This is a genomic window from Oceanobacillus sp. GQ8 (assembly GCF_059758495.1).
On the sequence record NZ_JCAXEV010000002.1, the window covers coordinates 134181 to 157597 of the forward strand.

Sequence of the window (23417 nt, forward strand, 5' to 3'; positions counted from 1 at the left end):
GGAGTCTTACGGACGGTTGCACCGGGATAAATAAGAAAAGTTGGGAGAATCCCTTTAAAAACGGTCATGCCTTGTCTCCTTCCCTTGCCAAGCCTTGAAATTAACCTTATAATTTCTTTTAGACTGTAAAAAAGGAAGTGAAGCCATGCTAAAGCGATTTTTCTCTTACTATAAACCGCATCGACGGTTATTTATAATTGATTTCACCTCCGCCTTTTTTGTTGCCATCCTGGAACTTGCCTTTCCAGTGGCGGTACAACGATTTATAGATGATCTTTTACCAGGTGGAGACTGGAATTTAATTGTGACTGTAAGTATTCTGCTTTTATTGGTATACATCATTAGTACCCTCATGCAATTTGTAGTGGTTTATTTGGGACATAAGCTCGGTATTAATATTGAAACAGATATGCGTCGTGACCTGTTCCACCACGTGCAAAGGCAATCATTCCGTTTTTTTGATAATACGAAAACAGGGCATATTATGAGTAGAATAACCAATGACCTCTTTGATATCGGTGAACTTGCCCATCATGGACCAGAGGATTTCTTTATTTCCATCATGACCTTTATTGGTGCGTTTCTCATCATGTTCACGATCAATGTGAAGCTAGCGCTCATCATTCTAATTGCTGTACCAATTCTTATTTTCTTGATTACGTTCAGCAATATTAAAATGAATAAGGCATGGAAGCGAATGTACGAGGAAATCGCTGGAGTAAATGCACGCGTAGAAGATGCCGTATCAGGTGTGCGTGTCGTACAATCTTTTACAAACGAAAAGTTTGAAATGGAGCGTTTCTCTAAGGATAATAACAACTTCCGTATCGCCAAAATTGGTGCCTATAAAGTAATGGCATTTGTGCATTCCAATATTTATATGATGATGCGTCTGATTACATTGCTTGTTCTTGTGGTCGGTGCTTGGCTTACCTATCAGGATGAACTAAAATACGGTGAGCTTGTCAGCTTTGTATTGTTTGTAAATGTGCTGTTTAATCCAATCCAAAAAATCACGGCATTACTGGAACTATATCCAAAAGGAATGGCCGGCTTTAAACGGTTTATGGACCTGATGGATGTTGAGCCGGATGTGGATAACAAGCCAGATGCGAAAAAAGTAGAAGACCTAAAAGGAAATATCGCCTTTAATAACGTTACTTTCGCTTATGAAAAAACACAGCGTCCTGTTTTAAATGAATTGAGTTTTTCCATTAACGCAGGGGAAACCATTGCTTTTGTCGGGCCCTCTGGTGCTGGTAAGACCACAATTTGCTCGCTTATTCCGCGTTTCTATGATGTGGACCAGGGTGGTATTACCATTGATGGGTTAGACCTTCGTGACATGACGAAGGAGTCGCTACGTGCACAGATCGGTATTGTGCAGCAGGATGTCTTCCTCTTCACAGGTACGTTAAGAGAAAACATCGCTTACGGAAAGCTTGATGCTACAAATGAAGAAATAGAAAAAGCTGCACGTCAGGCACATATGGAGGAATTTATTAAGGAATTGCCTAATGGTTATGAAACCCAGGTAGGCGAGCGTGGATTGAAATTATCAGGTGGTCAAAAGCAACGGATTGCCATCGCCAGAATGTTCCTGAAAAATCCGCCAATCCTAATTCTTGATGAAGCAACCTCTGCATTGGATACTGAAACGGAAACCATTATTCAAAAGGCATTAACAGAGCTTGCGAAGGATCGCACCACGTTGGTCATTGCGCATAGACTGGCAACGATCAAAAATGCTGACCGCATTATGGTGGTAACAAAAGAAGGAATTGAAGAAGAAGGAAGTCATGAAGAATTATTAAAACGAGATGGTATTTTCGCCCATTTACATAAAGTGCAGATGAGATAAAAAGAAAGGCGTTTAAGCTAGAGAGCTTAGACGCCTTTTTTGGTACGTAGTTTGTAAAAAATGGCGATAAGTGAACTAGCATACGCGCAACGTTTCACATGAAACATTTACCTCTGCCTCACTTGTTTGGCATTGTTTGGTAACCAGAGGAGAAGGGTTGGTTAGACAAAATTTCCAATAACTGTTGTGCCATATGCTCTGGTGTATACTTAAACCCACCTTTTACCCATTCAAAGATCATACCAAATAATGCATGCGATTGGTAACTTGCTTGTAACTCCACATCAATGGTGCCCGTGTTAGGGATAAACTTTAAATCTTGTATAGAAAGCTTTTTTAACACTTCACATAGTCTATTCTGAAAACCAGGTAAGACACTTGGATGCAACATAATAACACGGTAAAAATCAGCATTTGCAGCCACATGTTCAAAAAGCTTTATTTTAGAAGCAGAAAGATCTTTCATTGTAAATCTCTCCTTATTTAAATAAGGATGGCGGTATGCTTGTATAAGACTCTCTATCACATCTTGTATAGTTGCTTCCAGTAAATCTTCTTTAACCTCATAATGCTTATAAAATGTACCACGATTAACGTCTGCTTCCTTCACAATTTCTGTTACGGTAATATGCGGAAGATCTTTTTCTCCCATCAACTTAATTAATGCTGATTTTAAAGCTTTTTGAGTTTTATCGATGCGCCGATCATGTTGGGTCATGTACACTTTACCACCCTTCTGTTCATTACCCTCTTTCGATTGAACAAATCCTTTATAATTGTTGATTTATCAACATTTCAGTGGTCTTTTGCTTATTGCTACCTTAAGTATAGTACATTATACTTAGCGTATTCAAATGTACATTTTAAGGCATTTCCTAGATTTAAATTTTAAATTAAGGGAGAGATAGAAATGAGACTAGAAGGAAAAGTAGCAATTGTAACTGGTGCAGCTTCTGGGATGGGACAGGCTATTGCCACCCGTTATGCAGAAGAAGGAGCAAAAGTGGTTGTATCTGATATTAACCTAGAGGGCGCAGAGACTGTAGCCGAAGAGATCAAGGCAAAAGGCGGATCAGCTAAAGCTATCAAGACAAACGTGGCAGATAGAGAAGATATTGACCATTTAATTGATTTAACAGTTAAGGAATTTGGCTCATTGGATATTCTCGTTAATAATGCTGGAATCATGGATAGCATGGAGCCAGCAGGCGATATTGAGGATGAAAAATGGGAGCGTGTATTTGCTATTAATACTACCGCTGTTATGCGCGCAACACGTAAAGCATTGCCTATTTTCCTTGAAAAAGGGAAAGGGGTAATTATTAATACAGCATCAACTGGTGGATTAAATGGTGCACATGCGGGTGCGACATACACAGCTTCCAAACATGCTGTGATCGGTTTTACAAAAAACACTGGCTATATGTACGCGGAAAAAGGAATTCGCTGTAATGCTATTGCCCCAGGCGGTGTAGCAACAAATATAGCAGCAAGCATGAAAAACTTAAATGAATTTGGTGCATCGAGAGCAGGAAAATCCCAAGCTGTTATGCCACGTGCTGGAAAATCAGAAGAAATAGCAAACGTTGCATTATTCCTAGCATCTGATGAAGCAAGCTTTGTAAATGGTACCGTGATAACTGCAGACGCTGGTTGGACAGCAGCGTTTTAATTTGGAAACTCCGCTAAGAGCTTTAGCGGAGTTTTTTAAATGCTTGGACCATTTCTTCAAAGGCTTCTGCCTCCTCAAGAAATGGATTATGATTGCTTTCATGAAAGCAATAAAAAGAAGAATGCTGTAATTGTTTGTGGATTTCTTCTGAAAAGACAAAGGGACATTGTGCGTCATGCTTTCCGCAATAGACTATGGCAGGGATCTTTACGTTTTTCAATTCTTCTCTAATATCATAATCTGGTAATTCTTCATAAGAGTAATAATCAAGTCTTTTTTGTACCACACTCCCACTGCTTGGTTTCGAAAAGTAACTATCATAATTCTGCGGTCGGTATAAGGACATTTCTAACCATTCTCTGGCTACCGCCCTTCTCTCTTGTCTATTATTAGAAGTGTTTAATACAGAAAAGATCTCTTTTAATCTTTTGTTATGGGGATTTTTCCTACAGTAAATACTTCCTTCGTGGTTCATATACTCATAGGATGCTGTAGCACCTCCTGCTATTACCTTGGTTAAGGAATTAGGAAAATGAATCGCATACTTTAAAGCCAGCATTCCTCCTGTAGAGTGACCTCCAAAGGCCCATCTCTGAAATCCCAGCTCTTCGCGGATGGCTTCTAAATCTTTTACGCTTTCCAACATGCTTAATTCTTCACCACTGCTTACTGTGCTAGAATTACCTGCATTTTTTAGATTTACCAAAAATACTTGAAAGTGTTCAGTGAATGGATCAGCAAAATAATAGCCTTTTTCATTAAATTGGCTGTACAGATGGGTAATACAGATCGGTTCCCCCTTTCCCTTAACAAAGTATTCAAAGGTGCCGCGCTTTGTATGAATTAGTTCTTTTTTCCACATTACTATCCCCCACTTTTTTAACTCACTAATTTATTTTTTTACAGAGATAAATCATGTTAGAAGCATTAGATGTAAGTGGCGTTTCATTCCAGTCTTGGTATACCTCTTCAATGGTAAAGCCGTGCTTTTCAAGTAGTCGCTCCATCTCTAACGGAAAGACGAAGCGTAGATCAATTACAGAGCGTTTCTCATCTTGTTTCCCATTCGCATCAAAAAATCTTCTGATGGTGATATTATGTTGGACCTGATTGAGTGCATCGTATTCGCTGATGTAGGAGACGTGGACAGAAAGCTTTCCATCTTTATAAGAAAACCCTGGCTCTTCACCTTTCGTGGAGACTAGTTCCTCTTCACTTGGAAAACGAGTGTTAAAAAGAAAGCGACCTCCCTTAACAAGATGTCGCTGAATGGAATTCAACATCTTGTTCTGCGCTTCATTGGTAAGGAAATGTTGAAAGGAATTTCCAACCATGAAAATAAAGTCACTTTTTAAACCAAGCTCCAGTTTTGTGCAATCTTGTTCGATAAAGTCTATATCAAGCTTTTCAGCCACTGCCTTCTCTCTTGCTCGCCTTAGCATACCGCGATGTAAATCCACTCCTAAGATGTTATGGCCGAATTTAGCCAAAGGGATGGTCGCCCTTCCTGTACCACAAGCTAAATCCACAATTGGACCTGTAGCCTTGTCTGCCCATTTTGTTAAATAGGAAATATCCTCATCATAGGCAACGTGTTCCTTATCATATTGAATGGGATCCTGATATTCCTCTAAATTTTCTATTGTCATTAGTGTTCTCCTAGTTTTAAATTTTCTGTTTAATGAGATAGTTAAAGTTTATCATTATAAGCTGTACAAGTATAATAGAAATGCCAACATTAGGATGGCACCAGTTACGATATAATGCCTGGGATTGTTTTTCCCATAGAGAATCAAACCATTTATAATCCGTGAGATGAAAACAAGTACAACAGTTGAAATAAAAAGTATAGGTGAAACGGACGTAAGCCATGTCATAATCCCCGTAATAAGGAAGCAAACATGGCTAAAGGTGAAGAAAGATAGAGAAAGCTTTTTACCTCTTGTGAGAAACTGATTTTTATGCAGGTAGCCTACTACTCCAATTAAGCTAATAAGACCAAAAAGCGTCATAATGATTCCATGGATCATGTTGATTCCCCCTTGAACTGTTTGATAAAGCATACAAGGTGGGGTCGACCCCATGTAAAGAGGGATTTAAACAAAAAGGAGGCAAAGCATGAGAATTGGTCAATTTATAAAAGAGGCAAGCACGACCAAGGATACGGTAAGACACTATGAAGATCTCCATTTATTAAAACCAAGCATTTCCAATAGCCGGAGAGAGTACGGGAAAAAAGAGCTAGAAGATTTTATGGCAATCAAAGAAATGCAGGAATTGGGTTTATCCTTAAAAGAAATACAAGCTATCTTTCAAGTGAAAGAGAACATGGGATGCGGATCCCCTGAATTAGTTACTGAAGTTTTAAAATCGTTGCAGGATAAAGAGAAAATTCTATTGGAGGAACAGATGAAACTCCGCATTAAAAGAGAAAAGATAACCGCATTATATAACGGGTTATCTTTTGATAAATAGACTTAAGTTTACGCCTTTACACGAGGTCGTTATCTCTTTCATGGGAAAGCATGCCTCTCATCCGAATTACTTTTCCGTCAAATTCTGTTTTTATAGGCTCCATACCAATTTTGCGGTAAAAGTTTACGGCAGCAGTATTCGAGGGAGAAACTCTTAGTTCATAGCTAGCCACTTTGTATTGAAGAAAAAACTGTTTTGCATATTGGTACAATTCCAAGCCCTTTCCTTGACCGCGTTTTTCAGGCATAAGGTAAAATAAATGGATATACCCAAGGGAGTCCCCATCGTATTCTTTAATGGATAATTCAAGTTGACCAATATAAGCATCATTTTCACGAACCAACATAAACCCAGCGGGGAATGCATGCTTCTTTTCTTCTAACCAACGCAAGTAATCCTCTTCGTCACCAAAGTCTGAAGTATCACCAAAGCTAACTCTAAAGGAGTCTTTACGGAATGTAATGACTTTTGCTTGGTGCTTCATTACATCAATCGCCTCGAATGTTAGCATGTCATCCCCCTTTAAAATTTGATTTAAAAATAATAGCACAATATCTGCTGCATTACCTTAAAGGTCCTCACTTAAATGCTCGACCTGATTGTAGCTCAGGACTTCCCACTTTTCCTGTTTATAATGGATATTATTAATACAAGCGTTCATTAGCCTTGTTTTCCCGGCACCGATTTCTCCACCAGAGACAGTTGCTAAAATAGCATTTATTACCGCACCGTGGGCAACAATAAGAACGCGCTTATGGGGATATTTCTTCAGAACATCATCCACTCCGCCCATCACGCGTTTGATGAAGTCTTCTGGTTCTTCACGATTTGGATAGGCTTTATCAGGATATTGAGTCGTTCTTTCCTCCATTGTCAGTCCCTCCGCGTCACCAAAAGAGCATTCTGCAAAACTGCTCATTTCTTCATATGGAAGCTGTAGAGAAGCATTAATAATTTCAGCTGTGCGTTTGGCCCGTTTCATGGGGCTTGCAATCATAACATCATAATCCTCTGCATTAAGAAAGTCTGCGCTTTTTTCAGCCTGGCGAATCCCTGTTTCGTTTAGTGGGATATCAGTACTCCCTTGTAGTTTTCCTTTTAAATTCCAATCTGTTTCACCGTGTCGTATAAGGCAAATTGTCGTCATTACCATAACCCCCTGTTTGTTTGCATTATATATGTTAATAAAATAATAACAGATTTCGCTCTATCTGGGTGGCGGTCAGCTGAATAAATCTGTCCCAATGTCACAACCTAGATTTAAAAGGAGTGTGCGACATGCAAAATTTACTTATAGCAATCAGCCTGGGTTTATCCACTTTTATCGGACAAGCTATACCTACAGCGGATATGGAACTTCAACAAGAACAAGAGCAAGTCCCTTCCTATGCTAAGTGGGGAAAGCTTGCCATGAAAGAAACGAAAGCCAAATACCCTCAAGCAGACATTATCGATTATCTACATGAAGGCAGCAAAGAAAATGCCAACTCTGAGGTAGAGATCTTTAAATTATGGCTAAAGCAAGATCAAAAAGAATTCGGTGTCTATGTGAATATAGAATTCCATCCAGAAACGGAAGAGGTTATCTCCATTACATTTAAAGAAACAGATCGATAGCAACAGGTGTCGCGTGGGGTGTGGTCTAAGTCGCGTGAGGCCTTCGCAAAGTCGCGTGAGTTCAGCGCAAAGTCGCTTGAGCTCTTCACAAAAACGCGTGAGCAACTCCAGCCCCGAGCGACACACAAAGGAAGAGCCACATTCGCCCTCTTCCTTTTTCTTAATCGACAATAATTGCCGCACTGCTAGAAGGAGAGCGGGATAGCTCCACTTATACATAAGCCAAAAGCCACACCCCTCCTTCTTCAAGGCCCCATTTCTAGGGAATTTCGCTTGCATTGTATGCTTATCTCCCCCTTTTCATTGAATCAGCTGCTTTGCGAAATTTGTTATTGGGCATTTCTATTTATTTTTCAATTCTATTAAACTAGCAATTTCATCTAAATGAATCCTATGTATGAGTAAAAGTGTTTTGCCTATGCTTATTGTAAAATATATCCATGCTGAATACCTATAAGCTTTAGAATGGTCACTAGTACTTCCTGTTCATTTTTGTAAAAGCATAAAATCGCCAACAGGCTTCGACACATCTAGTAGATGGGCGTACCTATAATAGAGTTACAAGAATAGCAGGCAGGCATCAAGGTGATTCCAAGAGATAATGGAGGTGAAGGATCACTGTAAGCGGTCATGCAGGGATACGGTAGACAAAAAATGAAGGGGAGGAACGGGTATGAAGCTGAAAAAGCAGTTGAGTTTGGCACTAGCATCAAGTGTATTAGGGGTGGCACTGATTAGTGGAGGCACCTATGCCTATTTTAGTGATCAGGAGGTGTCGAGTAATTCTTTTGCTGCAGGCACCTTGGATTTATCCATGAATGAAACGGCGTTAATAGAATTGGAGAATCTTAAGCCTGGTGATACGATGATGCGAGAATTCAACTTAGCAAATGATGGAAGCTTAAAGATTGAAAATGTCTTTTTAGAAACCGCCTACTCTGTAAATGACATAGAGAACAACAATGCAGAGGATTATGGCAAGCATATCAAAGTTAATTTCCTTTGGAATTGGGATCAGGAGAGTGAGCCTGTGTTTGAAACAACCTTGTATGATTTACAGCAAATGGATCCAGATGTCGTGAAGCGGGATATATGGGACCCATTGTGGGAGCAAAAAGGTGGGTTGGATTCAGAGGAATCGCATGATTTCTGGGTTGAATTTGAATTTGTTGATAATGACGCTGACCAGAACATGTACCAGGGTGACGCACTCTCATTGGAATGGACCTTTAACGCGACACAGGGAGATGGAGAGGAAAAATAACAAATAAATCCAAAGGAAGGAATGAGGGGAATGAAATTACGCCAAAAAATTGGCTTTTCTACCATAGTACTGTCGCTATCAATAGGGATTGTTACACATGGAACAACTGTTTCTGCAGAGGAGGCCAACATAAAATTAAACGACACCTACAATACACCATCTTATATTGTGGAAAAGTGGGATGCACCAGGGGGAATGACCAAGCAGGAAATTGTCCGAGCTTACTTTTCCCAGAATAAAGGAGACTTCCAACTTCAAGGTAATAAAGATGTAGACTTTGAAATTGTAGAGGAATTAAAGGATGACCAAACAGATAACTCCCATTTTAAAGTCCAGCAAACGTACAAAGGGATTCCTATTTATGGAGCAGATCAAACTGTAAAGTTAGATGAAAATAATAATGTAACCGCATACTTTGGAGAGGTGATTCCGGAGCTTGATAAGAAAAAGATAAACATGCAAGCAAACCTATCAAAATCTGATGCGATTAAGCTTGCAAAAAAGGAAATTGAGAAAAAGATTGGCAAAGTGAAAGACTATGACGGGCCACTTGAGGTAGAACCTTATATTTATGAATATGAGGATGCCTATTATTATACGTATCTCGTAACAGCATCGACCACCGAGCCTGCAGTAGGATTTTGGCATTATTTTATCGATGCAACGAATGGAAAAGTTGTTGACTACTATAATACTGCACATGATGTAACAGCCTTTGGCACAGGGGTTTTTGGAGATAGGAAAATGTTTGAGGCACAAGCCTTTGAAGGAAAGTTTCGTCTGTTTGATGTGACAAGAGGAGATGGTGTGGTCACATATGACAATACAACAGGAACAAACTTGGATGTGTTCAGCATAAATAAAATGTTTAAAGATGGGTCCGCAGTAGACGCGCATGCCAATGCACAAATTACGTATGATTACTACCAGGACACATTTGGGAGAGATTCCGTTGATGATAACGGGCAAATTCTCATTTCAGCTGTCCATGTGGGGAATAATTGGAATAACGCCTCCTGGAATGGTAGACAAATGTCATATGGCGACGGGGATGGCCTTAGGTTCCACCCACTTGCCGCAGGGCTTGATGTAGCAGCACACGAGATGAGCCACGGCGTTATTCAGCATACGGCCAATTTAATTTATCGAGGTGAATCAGGTGCACTAAATGAGTCCTTTGCTGATATTTTTGGAGCAATGGTGGACCGAGATGACTGGCTTATTGGAGAAAATATTATGGCAGACGGCACGCTTGCCCTAAGATCGATGGAGGATCCCACTGACCTAATTGAACGGAGAACGGAAGCACCGTATCCAGATCACTGGAGCAAAAGATATACGGGTACACTTGATAATGGTGGGGTTCATATTAATTCGAGTATCAATAACAAGGCAGCCTACCTTATTTCTGAGGGTGGAGACCACTTTGATGTAGCGGTAAATGGTATTGGTAGAGATAAAACCGAGCAAATCTACTACCGGGCTTTATCCCTTTATTTAACACGTAGCTCTGACTTTAGCATGATGCGAGAAGCGGCAATACAGGCAGCTGGGGACCTTTATGGTAGCGACTCGGATGCAGTGGCAGCAGTTGAGCAGGCGTATAGTGCAGTAGGCGTTTACTAATAAAATGGCAATTCCAGCTATATAGAGAATATAGCTGGAATTGTTGTTGGTTGGTCCATTAAATAAGGAGGGGTTATGCATGAAGGTGGCAAAGTCGCTCGTACTGGCCGTTCTTATCATGATGCTTTTATCAACCACGGCACAAGCTGCATCGGAAGGGTTACCAGCCTTTCCTAGTCCGATAGATTCTCAGAATTGGACGCTGCCAGAAGATATGACGTGGGAAGACTATGAACCGGTTCCTGGGGTAGATTGGCGGAATTCGGAGGTGGAGCCGGAAAGAGTGCTGAAGGGAGCCCTCATCGTTGTTGACTTTCAAGACCGCGATTTTATTATAAGTCAAGAGGAGGGCTCTATGGAAGCTGGGAATCCGGTTGGAAATGGAAATATTCCTAGAGAGGATGTTGGGGAATATTGGGTGGACTTTCTCAATAAACCGCAGCCACTGAATAACTATCGAACGATCAATGAATACTGGAGGGAAAATTCTTATGGAAAGTGGGCAGTAGAGCTGGAGGCTTTTGGCCCTTACCGAATGGATGGAAATGAGTTCCAGTATGGGTTGAACGAATTCGGACAGCAGGAAAATATGCCACCGGGTTATGAAGCAAAAAGTCTACGTCCAGAGGCGATGAGCAAAGCAGAGGCAGATATGGAAGCATCTGGGGAGGAATTTGATTTCACTTTTATTTTGCACGCAGGGTACGATGAATCAGGCATATGGCAAGAATTTGGTGAAATGATGTTTTTAAATGAAGAGGCAGTGACAGACGAATTCGGCCCACCTTTAGATTACGATATGCCAAATTGGGCACTGACAAGGTATGTGGACTGGACTTCGTGGGTCGCAGGAAAAAGTATTTGGTCTAGTGCCGACATTCGGAATGGCATATCTGTTCAAGGGGAAAATGACGGTATGGGTACGTTCGCCCATGAATTCGGTCATATTATGAATCTGCTGGATAATTATAATAATCCGTATGCCAATCCGGTTTCTCGTACGTATTCTGGTCCATGGGAATTAATGAGCAGGGGGAGTTTCAACGGGCCAGGAGGGCCGCATACACGTTGGATGGTCATGCCAACACTAGGCGGTTCAACACCATCTCATCATATGCTTCGAAATAAGATCAAACAAGGATTTCTATCTGAAGAGGATTATCTAAATGTCGATCGAGATGCCCTGGCAGAGACCGGGCCGGTATTCGCTGATATTCTCGCACGTGCTGTACCAGAAGAAAGTACAAGGGACGAGTCCGTAGTACATGGCATTAATATTATGATGGAGGACCTTACTCCGGCCAATTCCCTGGAAGATGATTGGCGGGCTGATATGCAACGCGGGGAGAAATGGTATGACAATTACACTGTGGAAGTAGTCGACCGTGTTGGGATGGATTCATTTACACCGGATACTGGTGTACTGCTGGCGAAGACGAAGGATAGTGAATCTGCACCAAATATTTGGGTGATTGATTCCCATGAGGAAGACATTAATCAAAAGGATTTTACCAGACCTGATGGGACGGATGCAATGTATTCGAAGGGTGATTATCGTCAGCTATCGGATGCCTTGTTTAAAGCAGGAACAGGAAATGATGTCATCAGTGAATATGTAGATGAATATAACAGACTACACTTCTATATTTTAAATCATAATCGGGAGACTGAAGACCCATTATCGTACAGGGTCGCGGTAAGACATCTGGATGGTGGGGGCGACTTTGCTCGCGGAGTCAGAACGGAAAGTGGCGAGCAAGAACAAGCGATCCCGGGAAAAGTAGCCAAACATTATTTCCAGGTTACCAATACAGGCGAAGCAACGGACCTTTTCCGTTTGCGAGCAGATATAGATGGCGGCTGGGAAACAATGCTGGAACAAGAAGTAATTGAAGTAGAATCAGGAGAAACGGTAAAGGTGCCAGTATATGTTGAAGTACCGGAAAATAAGAAGGAGGCTGTAGCACTGAGCTTTACAGCAACATCGGAAACGGACACGAGTCAGGTCGAACAGGATGTGACGCTTCTATTGAGTAATCTCACCGCTACAGGATTAAAAGAACTTCTTAACCGCTATGAAGTATTAGAGGATATCTCCAATGAGGAGACTTTGCGAGCATTACAAACCCATTTAACTGTTGTAGAGCGATTCGAGAAAAAGGAGGAACCTGAAAAAGTCATCAAACATATGGAAGGCTTTATACAGCTTGTCACCCATCAACGTGATCAGGGGAATATCACCGAGATATCTGCAGGCTCACTACTGGATTATAGTGATTACGTGATCGAGGAGTGGCAGTAAAAAATAGTGGTTGATCTGGGGTAGAGGTAGCCTGCCCCAGATCTTTTTTTACACCTCCGATAGTCGTGTAGAGATAGAACCCACCTTTCTCTCTTTCTCTCTTCCTCAAAAAAATAACCACCTATATCAGATGGCAAATAAGCATGATTTATTTTTCTCAACTTATTTAAAAGACTATCTATCGTACTTTATTTCCATTTGTCTATGATTGTATTGGCATCAGCAGTTAGAACAAGGTACGCCTCGTCTGTAAGGAAGTTGTTGTTCTTTTGATTATCGAGTAGTCTTTTAAGATTTTCCAGATGCTTGATTACTTTATCGCCGTGCTCTTTTCTCTCAAACTGTTCGACTGATCGGATGTGAGCATGGACTGCCCGGGATACGCCTGGATTAGAGAATGCCCCATTATCCAAGTAATAGTCCACAATCTCTTTCATGTCTCCAGCATTTTCAGGGGATGTCCCCCCTTCGTAACCTAGCGCGTTATCTAACGCCTTTTTTCCACCAACAACAGGAAAGGAAATAGTACTTTCGCCAAGGGACACGTCAAATGTTGCACGGTTGTTGTCAGGGATTAACCATCTGTCATCACTCGCTGCAATCACAATACCAATTCGATGCCCTTCTTTGAAAATATAATCCTCTGGCAATGCCTCCCATTCGAATGAATATGAATCGCCGGGAATTAGCGGATTAGACGTTGATAACGACTCCAAATTTTGGGCATCCATCCAGCCGTGTGTTACGATCTCGTATGGGGCTTCCACGGTCGTCTTTTCTGTTTCTTTGTAGCAGGCATCATCGGATTCAGAGCTCTCTCCCCAGCAGGATTCAGAATCTAGTGTACGAATCCCCTCTCCACGGTCACGATGGTCCACCCTCTCATCAACACCATAATCGACGACTAATGCGGTTAAATGCGTATTTTCTTTATCTACAATAGCGTCGAGTTTTAGCTCTGGAACCCCACTTAAGTGCACCTCATCCCCTAATTCCGGAGAGAGAAATAGGAGCCTGTTTTCATTTGAATTAAAGGCATTCTCCACCATTTGCTGTTCAGTTTGATAAGGATCATCTGTAAAGGACTGGGTGCTAGCATCTAATAATGGGCTTGTTAGCCATGTGCCTGGGAGGGTTTCCGAAGCTGGTGCAAATCGCACATTGACAGCAGAAGCCTTTTCGTTAGGCCAAGCGGATTGAGTTTCCCACTCGTCAGCTGCCCGCTCGATGTCCACTACTGGATCATCCATGATGCCATTATCAATATCAAGTAACCAATAATCAAACCATTGATGGAGGGTGTCTACCCATTCCGCTCTGCGAAAATCAAACGGATCGACATGGCCAGTCTGTGTTAGCCAAAGCTTTCTCGGTACATCGTTTTCTGCTAGAGCTTCCCACCAATTAGAAAAATGATTCGCTTTAACGTTATAATCATTTATGCCATGAATGGCAAACACACTTGCCTCCACCTTATCGGCATTTTTCACAAAGTTACGCTCGTCCCAAAATGTATTATAATCACCGGTTTCGTCATCGGCTGCCAAGCGCATCTCTTCTCGGACAACAGCACAATCTTCTACACGCTCGCTGCTTGTTACAAGGCGTGATAGATTACCCGGGCCATTTGTATAAAAAGGTGTCCCTCCATAGCGGTAATAGTCATACCAGCTGCTGATAGCACCGATTGGCACAATTGTCTCTAAACCTTCCACACCAGATGCAGCAGCAGCGTTTGCTAAGGTTCCGTCATAGGACTTCCCAATCATACCTACCTGCCCGGTTGACCAATCAGCTTCAATTTCTTCACCAGCTTCGTTCCACGCATTTCCTTTACCATTTAGCCAGTTTATCACGACATTCACACTTTCTGTCTCTTCTTCCCCTCCAGTTGGCGGACAGCCATCAGAGTTATTGGTTCCTACCATATCTACTTGTACAACCGCATAACCTCTCGGCACAAAGTAGTTGTCGTAGAATAGTGGAAACATTTCATTTACTCCATCGTGATCTGGGTCCTTGATTTCCGATTCATTTCCACGCCCAAGTCCTTCATAATATGGACTCGCATCCATAATGATAGGGACGCTTAAGTCATCTTCTGTTTCCAACGGACGAATAATGTCTACAGCGATTCTATCAAGTTCCCCATCTCGATCACTATCCATGGTGGATTCTACATAGATCGTTTCCGTAATCGCATCTTGATAAGAATAAATGGGTTCCGTCACCCCATTTTCCAGCTCGTATCCTTCCTTTTTCTGCGTGGTATCAGCCGCGCCATGTACGATTTCAGGAGTGGCTAGTGCAGACAAAACAGCAAGTGACAGGACAGCATGTACTACTTTTTTATTCGTTTTGCTAAACAATATATTCCCTCCTCTATTAATCTAGTATAAAAATAGCATGTAAGGAGGTAAGCTAGAAGAGGGAGAAGCACTATTTTTCAGATAATTTAGACTTTAAAATAGATAATTGGTTCTGATAAAAAGGAACGTCTTTAGAGAAGGTTTTCAAGTGTATTTGTTGAATAATTAATGTAGGAAGGAGCGATAAGACAGTGGAGAAATTGCGACGTAACTCTTCAAAATAAATAAATTTTGAGGAGGAGAAGAAATGAACATAACATTTCAAGATAGTAAAGACATAGACAAAGAACAGGTAATGAAACTATATAATGATGTGGGATGGTATGCGTATACGAAGTATCCAAACACATTGAACAATGCACTGCGGGTATCGCTTGGTGTAATCTCTGCTTGGGATGGTGAGGAATTAGTCGGCCTAATCCGTGTCGTAGGCGATGGGTTAACGATCCTCTATATCCAGGATATTTTGGTATTGAACGCTTATCAAAATCAAGGAATCGCCACAAAGTTGATGGAACAAGTGATGCAGAAGTATGAGCATGTGCGGCAGAAGGTCTTGTTAACAGAAGAGGCACCAGATGTGAGGCATTTTTATGAGAAAAATGGCTTCGAGTCCTGTGACAAGGGTTCATTGGTGGCTTTTGCAAAACTAGAAGGATAATAAAAAGTGCAGGGAGCCGTAAAGAATCCCTGCACTTTCATCATTCTATTTAAGTAGCTACGTCTTAAGATGAGGTCCAAGCGCCACCATTAACATGGATAGCTTGTCCTGTGATATAAGAACCTTCATCTGAAGCCAGTAGTACATATGGCATTGCGTGTTCAGATGGTTGGCCAGGTCGGCCCATTAACGTGTCTTGTCCGAACCCTTCTACGCCATCTTCATCAAAGGAAGATGGAATAAGTGGTGTCCATACAGGGCCTGGTGCTACTGCATTGGCACGGATTCCTCTCTTCGCAAGGCTTTGGGCAATGCTTCGAGTAAATGCCGTGATAGCGCCTTTAGTTGCGGAATAGTCCATAAAGATTGGGTTCCCTCGATATGCGTTAATGGAAGAAGTACTAATAATAGAATCGCCTTCCTGCATATGAGGCACTGCCGCTTTTGTTAAATAGAATTGGGAGAAGAAATTGACTTGGAATGTCTCTTCAAATTGTTCATCTGAAATATCTTCAATATTTTCTCGAACAAATTGGATGGCTGCATTATTTACGAGAATGTTCAATTTGCCAAATTCATCAACTGTTTTTTGTACGAGATCTCTACAATGAGCGGCATCTTTAATGTCCCCAGGAAGTAGCAGGCATTTTACCCCTTCTGCTTCAACTGCTTTTTTCGTTACTTCTGCATCGTCATGCTCATCAAGATAAGAAATGGCAACATTTGCCCCTTCCTTCGCGTAAAGCATTGCTACAGCGCGTCCGATCCCGCTGTCGCCGCCTGTAATTAAGGCGCTTTTTCCTTTCAGTTTTTCTGAGCCTTTATATTCTGTTGGCTGTGCCGGTAATGGGTTCATTTTTGACTCAATACCTGGTTGTTTCTCTTGTTTTTGTCTAGGGGTACTACCCTTTTGCATCTCTTTCGGATCCATAAGTGACATTACCTCCTTGATTAAATACATTACTTTTTGCGTCACAATAGTCTATTCCACCCTATGGTGAGAAGAAAACATGAGATAGCGCTTACGATTAATATTAAAAAAATTCCCTTAAAAATACTATACATTTTCCTTTATGTTTCTTTTGTTAAAGTAAGCTCGTATTGAACCATTCTTCATTTATCTATAGTTTTCAAAAGACATAGAATAGGGTATACTATGTATAGATATTCATATAATAAAATAACCGCTTGGTGCTGTAACACCAAACGGTTAAGTGCAGTAGCCCTTCAAGGGGGCAGCTCACTAATAAGATGATAAAATAACCACCACTTAATTAGCTTGCTAGGCTGGGGTGGTTATTTTTTATGATTAAATGACAGGATCGCCACAATTAATGTCCCAAAAGAGATCATTAAAACCATGGATTCAAACACTGTCATAGGCAACACCCCCTTTCTATAAAAGGGAGTGAGCCACCACCCACGAATAGCCTTTTGCACGTAAGAGAATTATAACATAAATGCCTCCCCTACTATTTTCAAACCTAATTATTTATAAGGAACTTCTCTATCTTAACTTTTCCGCCAAATTGCCTTTGTGTAGGCAAGTCTCATCCCGGCTCTTTCCATATTCCGCTGGCTTGTGCTCAGGTAGGCTGCCTCTCCGACTAGCAGGTGGCAATTTGCCTCCAATGCGTGTTTAATCCGTTCTTGAAGTAATGCCTGGTGTACCCCTTTATTGCGGAATTCTGGTAACGTAGCTGCAGCCGCCATCTCGGCAATTCCATCCTGGATAAACAGTACCCCAATACCTGCAGGCTCTTGTCCGATAGTAGCAAGGTAGAAGCTCCAGCCTGTTTTTCCGTATAAAACAGCATTATTTTGTGCGACTGCATCTTTTAAAAAAACAGGCATTTGAAAAGCTTTCGTGTAAATGTCTGCAAACGTATGGAAGTCATTTTTATCGAGTTTATGTATGGCCACTTCAGGATGATACATGGGAAAAGATTCCTCGCAGGATCCGTAGAGTGTAGTATGAAATCGATTCTGGCTATATCCCTTTTCCGTTAACAAGTTTAATAGCTCCTCAGATACAGAAGCTGGCGTTAGCTCGAATTGGGCAGGGATTTCTCTCTCCTGAAAAAAGGTCAGAATTTCGTCTATCTTATCTATATCCACTCCGTGAAGCCCCCTCACTGTGTTAAACGCAGGACCAGGGATTTGCTTAGCGGTAAACGCTACCGCCTTCCCAAACTGCTCCATCTCCACCTGCATGGGGTTTCTCTGAATACCCTGAATTGCTTTCAGTCGGGAATCAAGTACTGCTACCTCCATTTGCTCTATCTTCTGAACGAGAGCTGGTGTCAAAATTCGATGCAATAGGATCACCCCTTTCTTTTTTTATCTGCCTGCTTAATATGTTCTAAGAAAGTCTAAAATAGCTTCCTGTTTTCCTCAACCTCATGAATTTCAGTAAATAGCTTCTCCAAACTGCCAAACACATGGTTCACGCCCTCAACGTAATAAAAACTCGATGCTTCTTCTGGTGAAAACGCCTTTTCCCTGTAGATAATAACTTTTTTACCATAGGCTAATGCCAAACCAAGTTCAACATGGCTACCCTTCCCACCTGGTAAATACAGAATAAATAGGTCACAGTCTGCCACTGCCTGTTTTTCTAATGTGCCAATCCTTTCGAGTTGGTCAACAGTGTTTGCACGTTCATTTAAAGTCCAATCGTATGTATTCACATGTCCTTTAGAGAAAAGATACTGACTGACAGCTTGGACATTTTCTTTGTTTTGAAAGCTTGATGCAATATAATATTTCATCCTGTATCTCCTTCTTCTTTTTATGGTAAGCACCTTTATTATACCACTATGTCAAAATATTCAATTATAAACAAAAATTAATAAAAATTACAGGCACATTAATTGTTTGAAAGCGAAAGTATCCGATATAGTAAAGAGATGTCTTAGGTTTTTACATAAAAAACCCACGATTAACAAAGATAGAAAGAAGGAGAGGATATATATGGCTACATCTGCGAATTCATTTAATCTGCCTAAAGGCCAAAAAATCGCCATGATTATAGCATTGCTAGTTGGCGCATTTATGGGGATTATTAATGAAACGCTTTTAGCGACAGCACTTCCAACGATCCAGCATGCGTTTCAAATATCACAAGCTCAGGTTCAATGGCTGACAACAGCATTTCTTATGGTGAATGGGATTATGATCCCGATTTCAGCTTACTTTATTGAACGGTTTACGACCCGCGGGCTGTTCTTAACAGCAATCAGTCTATTCGGAATAGGAACATTGACTGCAGCGCTTGCTCCTGTTTTCCCTGTACTACTGTTAGGAAGGGTTATTCAAGCATCTGGCTCTGGGATAATGCTACCACTCTTAATGACAGTATTGCTGGCGATTATTCCAGTAGAGAAACGTGGAACAACAATGGGATTGATTGGTATTGTCATTGCTTTCGGTCCTGCAATTGGACCTACCTTATCGGGCTGGCTACTTGAACACTTCGAGTGGCGGGCACTTTTCCTCACTGTACTACCAATAGTGGTGGTTACCATAATCTTGGCAGCACTTTTCCTAAAAAATGTGACGGATCTTGGCAAACCAAAGTTAGATGTCCTATCGGTTATTCTTTCTTCACTAGGGTTTGGAGGATTTCTTTACGGATTTAGTATTGGCTCAGAGCACGGCTGGGGAAGCGCTACTGTCCTGATTGCGATTATCGGCGGAGCAATTTTAATTACGTTGTTCATACTGAGACAAATGAAGCTTCGACAACCGATTCTCGAGTTCCGTATTTTTAAATTCCGTATCTTTAGCCTGGCGATTGTAATAACAATGGCAGTGATGATTTCTCTCATTGGTGCAGAGACACTACTACCACTATTTATGCAAAACACACTTGGTTTTAGCCCACTTGAATCAGGGCTAATGCTATTACCAGGAGCCATCGTAATTGGAATTATGTCTCCGATCACAGGCATTCTGTTTGATCGATTTGGTGGTAAGTATCTAGCAATCACCGGTCTTACCATTGTTACCGTAACGACCTTCTTCTTCACAAACTTATCGATGGAAACATCATTTGCTTACCTGTCCACGATATATGCCATTCGGATGTTTGGTTTATCTTTCGCTTTAATGCCAGTTATGACATCAGCATTAAATCAGTTACCACCAAAATGGTATGCACATGGATCGGCAATGGCTAATACATTGCAGCAAATCTCAGCTTCGATCGGTACAGCTATTCTTGTCACCTTGACGACAGTTGGGGCGAAGCAGTTTACACCAGAAGAAAATGAATCAGCAGATGCGATTGGTCAGCTTGCCCAAATCCAAGGGTTTGAATGGGCGTTTATGGGAAGCACCGTACTAGCATTCGTTGGTCTACTACTCGCATTTTTCCTAAGCTCACCAAAGGAAGAAAAAGAAATGACACGTAAGATTAATGAAGAAAGCATGTCAGAGTAAACGAAAAAAGCTCTTCCATAAAGGGAGAGCTTTTTCGTTTATATATAAAGTTAGGAGGTTTGCTGGTCGAGCTTAGCTTGTTTATGGATGGTATGCTTTGTTCCCCATTCATGCATTGCTTCTAGGATCGGCTCTAGACTTCTCCCATATTCCGTCATAGAATATTCTACTTTGGGAGGGACCTGTGGATACACAACCCGCTCAATAATGTCCTCTTCCTCCAGCTCACGTAATTGTTTTGTTAACATTTTCTGTGTTATTCCGGGCATACTGCGTTTAAGCTCACTGAATCGTTGTGTCCCCTTTTGCAGTAAATGAAGAAGAATGATGGGCTTCCATTTTCCGACCAAAATACTAAGTGCATCCTCAACGCGACATAACTCTGGTACCTTATCCATGCTTTTCACTCCTTTAGTATCCTTTTGTATACTATACCACTTTATAGTGCGTACTTCATAAACAATTCATTATACCTTACAATAGCATTATAATGGGAAAATAGAAAGAATGCAGATATAGATTATGTAAGATAGAAAGGTTGAGAATGAATGGAAAAATATCGTATAGATCCTAGCAAAGGAATGGAATTCGGGCTTTACACACTCGGCGATCATCTGCCAGATCCACATACAGGGAAACGGATTCCTGCACAGCAACGCATACAGGAAATTATTGAATTAGCAAAGCTGGCTGATCAAGCGGGAATTGATTTCTTTAGTGTCGGCGAGAGTCATCAGGACTTCTTCGCTACCCAGGCACATGCCGTTGTTTTGTCAGCAATCGCCCAGGCTACAGAGAATATAAAAATTGCTAGTTCCTCGACTATTATTAGCACATCAGATCCCGTGCGTGTTTATGAGAATTTTGCTACAATTGATCTAATTTCTGGTGGGCGTGCGGAGATTGTTGCCGGGCGAGCATCAAGAATTGGCTTGTTTGATTTACTCGGCTATAATGTTCGCAATTATGAAGAGCTTTTTGAAGAGAAATTTGATTTACTAAGACAAATAAATGAAGAAGAGGTTGTAAACTGGGAAGGCGAGTTTCGCGCTCCGTTAAACAATGCCAAGATTCTTCCACGCCCACTTAACGGCTCATTGCCAATCTGGCGTGCTGTCGGTGGTTCGCCTGCAAGTGCGATTAAAGCAGGCTATGCGGGTGTGCCAATGTTCTTAGCTCATTTAGGTGGACCAGCAAGCAGCTTTAAACGATCAATTGATGCGTATCGCCAAGCAGCACAAAGCCGAGGGTTTGATACAGACCAGCTGCCTGTTGCAACTGCTGGATTCTTTTACGCGGCTGAAGACATGCAAACGGCGCTTAGGGATATGTATCCACATATTAACGAAGGTATGAAGCGTACAAATGGACAAGGCTTTCCAAAACAAGCTTTTGCACAAGGTGCAGACCCGCATAGTATTATGAATATAGGGAGCCCAGAGCAAATCATCGAAAAGATGCTTTACCAGCATGAAATGTTTGGCCATCAGCGCTATATTGCCCAAATAGATTTTGGTGGTATGCCGTTCGATAAGCTACGTAAAAACATTGAAATCATCGGAACAGAAATTCTTCCGGCAATCAAAAAGCATACAGCAAAAAAATAGAGGTGAATACAGATGAAGATTGTGGGACTATCCGGCTCAAAAGTTGGCTCCAAAACAAGAACCGCTATGAATTATACGATAACTAAATTACAAGAGAAGTATCCAGAAATGGAGACAGAACTACTCGACCTAGCCGATTATGACATTCAATTTAGTGATGGGCGCAACTACCTTGATTATGAGGGAGATACCGGCTATGTGACGAAAACGATCATGGAAGCAGATGCTGTGATTATAGGAACCCCTATATTCCAGGCTTCCATCCCGGCTACTTTAAAAAATATCTTTGATCTACTGCCAATAAACGCTTTTCAAGATAAGGTAGTCAGTATGCTTGTGACGGCTGGATCTGCAAAGCATTTCTTAATTGTAGAACAGCAATTAAAGCCGATTCTTGGATACATGAAAGCCCAAATCGTACAAACCTATGTGTTCATTGAAGAAAGTGACTTTTATCGCAAAGAAATTACCAATGATGATGTCCATTTTCGAATTGAAAGACTCGTCGAAGACACCGTCGTATTAACCGAAACCTATACGAAAATTCGTGAAGTTAAAGAAGCGGAGTATGATTTTTAAGTTATAGAGTGGTACTAAATTGTGTTACTCAATGAAGAGGTGAGAATATATTTTGCAAAGGGGGAGCTGATTGAAAAATAAGGTAATTTTTTTGTCTATATTAACTATAGTAGTTATATTCATTCTAGCCTTCTTTTTAGCTAATCAGGAAGACAAGAATGATAACTATGAACACGTGGCTTCAAAATTAAAGATAACAGAGAAATTTGTTGATGAGGATAGTTATTTTATTGAAGCATATGATCCAAATAGCCCCAACCAAGAAGTAATGAGAATGGAAATTCAATTAATTGAAGTCTATAAATTGCTTGAATTAGATAAAGAGTACGTAGGAACTTATACAATATTGCCTAATGACACGATTAGACTCGATGATATTAAACTACCGGATTCTAACTGAAAAAGAGCACCTATTAAGAAACATAAATTAAGTCTACCAAAAAACAGGACAAGGGGCGTATGCCAGCCTTGTCCTGCTTTGGGTGGGAGAAAACCAGAAAACCTTAAGATCAAAATTCTTAATAGCCTACTTCAACGGCAGCATTCACAATATACATTAAGTCATTTTCATCGCCTTTGTCTTTCAGGGTGATCCCACTGGATGTGGCCATTCCACCATCTGTAACATCTACCGAAACGGAGCCGTACGGGATTGCCTTTTTAACACTTTCCGTATCCAGCTGCTCTCGTTCAAGCGGTACAGCCAACTTCACCTGTACTTTCATATTTTCTAATTGCTGTTCAGGAAGGCTTTTCTCAATGCCTGGCATGGAGTTAAACCAGATTGCATTTTCTACTGCACGGACAGCTGCCTTCGTTATATTCTGTCCATGAACGTCGATACCAGTTCCTGTTTGAATAAAAAGAACTTGATTCATTATAAAACTCCTCTCTTTGAAGGATGTATCGTTCATATTAGTCGATTCCCGAGGTGGAGTGGA

25 protein-coding genes are annotated in these 23417 nt (G+C 41.1%); 12 read left to right on the plus strand and 13 right to left on the minus strand.

Annotated elements, in window-relative coordinates:
- Positions 1 to 145: 145 nt before the first annotated feature.
- Positions 146 to 1861 (plus strand): ABC transporter ATP-binding protein, encoded by a 1716-nt coding sequence (locus tag AC6CHS_RS05650; RefSeq protein ID WP_498234741.1) that lies wholly within the window; start codon positions 146 to 148, stop codon positions 1859 to 1861.
- A 118-nt stretch (positions 1862 to 1979) separates the two neighbouring features.
- Here the strand turns inward: AC6CHS_RS05650 and AC6CHS_RS05655 are convergent, their stop codons facing one another.
- Complete coding sequence (locus AC6CHS_RS05655; RefSeq protein ID WP_498234742.1) at positions 1980 to 2579, minus strand: TetR/AcrR family transcriptional regulator; 600 nt, start codon at positions 2577 to 2579, stop codon at positions 1980 to 1982.
- A gap of 192 nt (positions 2580 to 2771) precedes the next feature.
- Here AC6CHS_RS05655 and AC6CHS_RS05660 point away from each other — a divergent pair, with 192 nt between their 5' ends.
- Positions 2772 to 3533 carry an SDR family oxidoreductase gene (locus tag AC6CHS_RS05660; protein WP_498234744.1) on the plus strand — a complete coding sequence of 254 codons (762 nt, stop codon included), beginning with the start codon at positions 2772 to 2774 and terminating at the stop codon, positions 3531 to 3533.
- Positions 3534 to 3555: 22 nt separating this feature from the next.
- Here the strand turns inward: AC6CHS_RS05660 and AC6CHS_RS05665 are convergent, their stop codons facing one another.
- The 3 genes from AC6CHS_RS05665 to AC6CHS_RS05675 are packed head-to-tail and all read right to left on the minus strand — an operon-like array spanning position 3556 to position 5563.
- Positions 3556 to 4395: an alpha/beta fold hydrolase gene (locus AC6CHS_RS05665; RefSeq protein ID WP_498234746.1), complete on the minus strand. Its 840-nt coding sequence runs from the start codon at positions 4393 to 4395 to the stop codon at positions 3556 to 3558.
- 25 nt (positions 4396 to 4420) lie between these two features.
- Positions 4421 to 5182 (minus strand): class I SAM-dependent methyltransferase, encoded by a 762-nt coding sequence (locus AC6CHS_RS05670; protein ID WP_498234747.1) that lies wholly within the window; start codon positions 5180 to 5182, stop codon positions 4421 to 4423.
- A gap of 54 nt (positions 5183 to 5236) precedes the next feature.
- A complete protein-coding gene (locus tag AC6CHS_RS05675; RefSeq protein ID WP_498234749.1) occupies positions 5237 to 5563 on the minus strand; it encodes a hypothetical protein in 327 nt (108 codons plus the stop codon).
- Between the two features lie 88 nt (positions 5564 to 5651).
- On the opposite strand from AC6CHS_RS05675, the gene AC6CHS_RS05680 reads away from it, so the two are divergent.
- A complete protein-coding gene (locus AC6CHS_RS05680) occupies positions 5652 to 6008 on the plus strand; it encodes a MerR family transcriptional regulator (RefSeq protein WP_498234750.1) in 357 nt (118 codons plus the stop codon).
- Between the two features lie 16 nt (positions 6009 to 6024).
- Here the strand turns inward: AC6CHS_RS05680 and AC6CHS_RS05685 are convergent, their stop codons facing one another.
- Both AC6CHS_RS05685 and AC6CHS_RS05690 read right to left on the minus strand, forming a co-directional pair.
- Positions 6025 to 6519 (minus strand): GNAT family N-acetyltransferase, encoded by a 495-nt coding sequence (locus AC6CHS_RS05685; protein WP_498234752.1) that lies wholly within the window; start codon positions 6517 to 6519, stop codon positions 6025 to 6027.
- Positions 6520 to 6576: 57 nt separating this feature from the next.
- Complete coding sequence (locus AC6CHS_RS05690; RefSeq protein ID WP_498234753.1) at positions 6577 to 7155, minus strand: histidine phosphatase family protein; 579 nt, start codon at positions 7153 to 7155, stop codon at positions 6577 to 6579.
- 131 nt (positions 7156 to 7286) lie between these two features.
- Here AC6CHS_RS05690 and AC6CHS_RS05695 point away from each other — a divergent pair, with 131 nt between their 5' ends.
- The 4 genes from AC6CHS_RS05695 (at position 7287) to AC6CHS_RS05710 (ending at position 12817) form a co-directional block, all read left to right on the plus strand.
- Positions 7287 to 7625, plus strand: a complete 339-nt coding sequence (locus AC6CHS_RS05695) for a DUF3889 domain-containing protein (protein ID WP_498234755.1) — start codon at positions 7287 to 7289, stop codon at positions 7623 to 7625.
- Positions 7626 to 8298: 673 nt separating this feature from the next.
- Positions 8299 to 8889 carry a CalY family protein gene (locus tag AC6CHS_RS05700; protein WP_161463977.1) on the plus strand — a complete coding sequence of 197 codons (591 nt, stop codon included), beginning with the start codon at positions 8299 to 8301 and terminating at the stop codon, positions 8887 to 8889.
- Between the two features lie 30 nt (positions 8890 to 8919).
- Positions 8920 to 10515 (plus strand): M4 family metallopeptidase, encoded by a 1596-nt coding sequence (locus AC6CHS_RS05705; protein WP_498234757.1) that lies wholly within the window; start codon positions 8920 to 8922, stop codon positions 10513 to 10515.
- A gap of 79 nt (positions 10516 to 10594) precedes the next feature.
- Positions 10595 to 12817 (plus strand): M6 family metalloprotease domain-containing protein, encoded by a 2223-nt coding sequence (locus AC6CHS_RS05710; protein WP_498234759.1) that lies wholly within the window; start codon positions 10595 to 10597, stop codon positions 12815 to 12817.
- A gap of 188 nt (positions 12818 to 13005) precedes the next feature.
- On the opposite strand, the gene AC6CHS_RS05715 is transcribed toward AC6CHS_RS05710, so the two are convergent.
- Positions 13006 to 15186 carry a Xaa-Pro dipeptidyl-peptidase gene (locus AC6CHS_RS05715; protein ID WP_498234761.1) on the minus strand — a complete coding sequence of 727 codons (2181 nt, stop codon included), beginning with the start codon at positions 15184 to 15186 and terminating at the stop codon, positions 13006 to 13008.
- Between the two features lie 247 nt (positions 15187 to 15433).
- Here AC6CHS_RS05715 and AC6CHS_RS05720 point away from each other — a divergent pair, with 247 nt between their 5' ends.
- Positions 15434 to 15847 carry a GNAT family N-acetyltransferase gene (locus AC6CHS_RS05720; RefSeq protein WP_498234763.1) on the plus strand — a complete coding sequence of 138 codons (414 nt, stop codon included), beginning with the start codon at positions 15434 to 15436 and terminating at the stop codon, positions 15845 to 15847.
- Positions 15848 to 15911: 64 nt separating this feature from the next.
- Here the strand turns inward: AC6CHS_RS05720 and AC6CHS_RS05725 are convergent, their stop codons facing one another.
- The 4 genes from AC6CHS_RS05725 to AC6CHS_RS05740 form a co-directional block, all read right to left on the minus strand.
- Positions 15912 to 16778, minus strand: a complete 867-nt coding sequence (locus AC6CHS_RS05725; protein ID WP_238021101.1) for an SDR family oxidoreductase — start codon at positions 16776 to 16778, stop codon at positions 15912 to 15914.
- A 365-nt stretch (positions 16779 to 17143) separates the two neighbouring features.
- Entirely contained in the window at positions 17144 to 17227 is an 84-nt protein-coding gene (locus tag AC6CHS_RS05730) for a putative holin-like toxin (RefSeq protein ID WP_498235679.1), read from the minus strand.
- 132 nt (positions 17228 to 17359) lie between these two features.
- On the minus strand, positions 17360 to 18166 hold the full coding sequence (locus AC6CHS_RS05735) for a GNAT family N-acetyltransferase (protein ID WP_498234765.1): 807 nt from the start codon (positions 18164 to 18166) through the stop codon (positions 17360 to 17362).
- A 53-nt stretch (positions 18167 to 18219) separates the two neighbouring features.
- Complete coding sequence (locus AC6CHS_RS05740) at positions 18220 to 18618, minus strand: group-specific protein (RefSeq protein ID WP_498234767.1); 399 nt, start codon at positions 18616 to 18618, stop codon at positions 18220 to 18222.
- A 202-nt stretch (positions 18619 to 18820) separates the two neighbouring features.
- Between AC6CHS_RS05740 and AC6CHS_RS05745 the strand changes: the two genes are divergently transcribed.
- Positions 18821 to 20290 carry an MDR family MFS transporter gene (locus AC6CHS_RS05745; RefSeq protein ID WP_498234769.1) on the plus strand — a complete coding sequence of 490 codons (1470 nt, stop codon included), beginning with the start codon at positions 18821 to 18823 and terminating at the stop codon, positions 20288 to 20290.
- A 50-nt stretch (positions 20291 to 20340) separates the two neighbouring features.
- On the opposite strand, the gene AC6CHS_RS05750 is transcribed toward AC6CHS_RS05745, so the two are convergent.
- The gene (locus tag AC6CHS_RS05750) at positions 20341 to 20688 is read right to left on the minus strand and encodes a winged helix-turn-helix transcriptional regulator (protein WP_036578047.1); all 348 of its coding nucleotides are present in this window, start codon (positions 20686 to 20688) and stop codon (positions 20341 to 20343) included.
- Positions 20689 to 20838: 150 nt separating this feature from the next.
- On the opposite strand from AC6CHS_RS05750, the gene AC6CHS_RS05755 reads away from it, so the two are divergent.
- The 3 genes from AC6CHS_RS05755 (at position 20839) to AC6CHS_RS05765 (ending at position 22876) form a co-directional block, all read left to right on the plus strand.
- Positions 20839 to 21897 (plus strand): LLM class flavin-dependent oxidoreductase, encoded by a 1059-nt coding sequence (locus tag AC6CHS_RS05755; RefSeq protein ID WP_238021097.1) that lies wholly within the window; start codon positions 20839 to 20841, stop codon positions 21895 to 21897.
- 12 nt (positions 21898 to 21909) lie between these two features.
- Positions 21910 to 22476: an NADPH-dependent FMN reductase gene (locus AC6CHS_RS05760; RefSeq protein ID WP_498234771.1), complete on the plus strand. Its 567-nt coding sequence runs from the start codon at positions 21910 to 21912 to the stop codon at positions 22474 to 22476.
- A 91-nt stretch (positions 22477 to 22567) separates the two neighbouring features.
- Positions 22568 to 22876, plus strand: a complete 309-nt coding sequence (locus AC6CHS_RS05765; RefSeq protein WP_498234773.1) for a hypothetical protein — start codon at positions 22568 to 22570, stop codon at positions 22874 to 22876.
- Between the two features lie 118 nt (positions 22877 to 22994).
- On the opposite strand, the gene AC6CHS_RS05770 is transcribed toward AC6CHS_RS05765, so the two are convergent.
- Positions 22995 to 23354, minus strand: a complete 360-nt coding sequence (locus AC6CHS_RS05770; RefSeq protein WP_106898391.1) for a Lin0512 family protein — start codon at positions 23352 to 23354, stop codon at positions 22995 to 22997.
- Between the last annotated feature and the right edge of the window lie 63 nt (positions 23355 to 23417).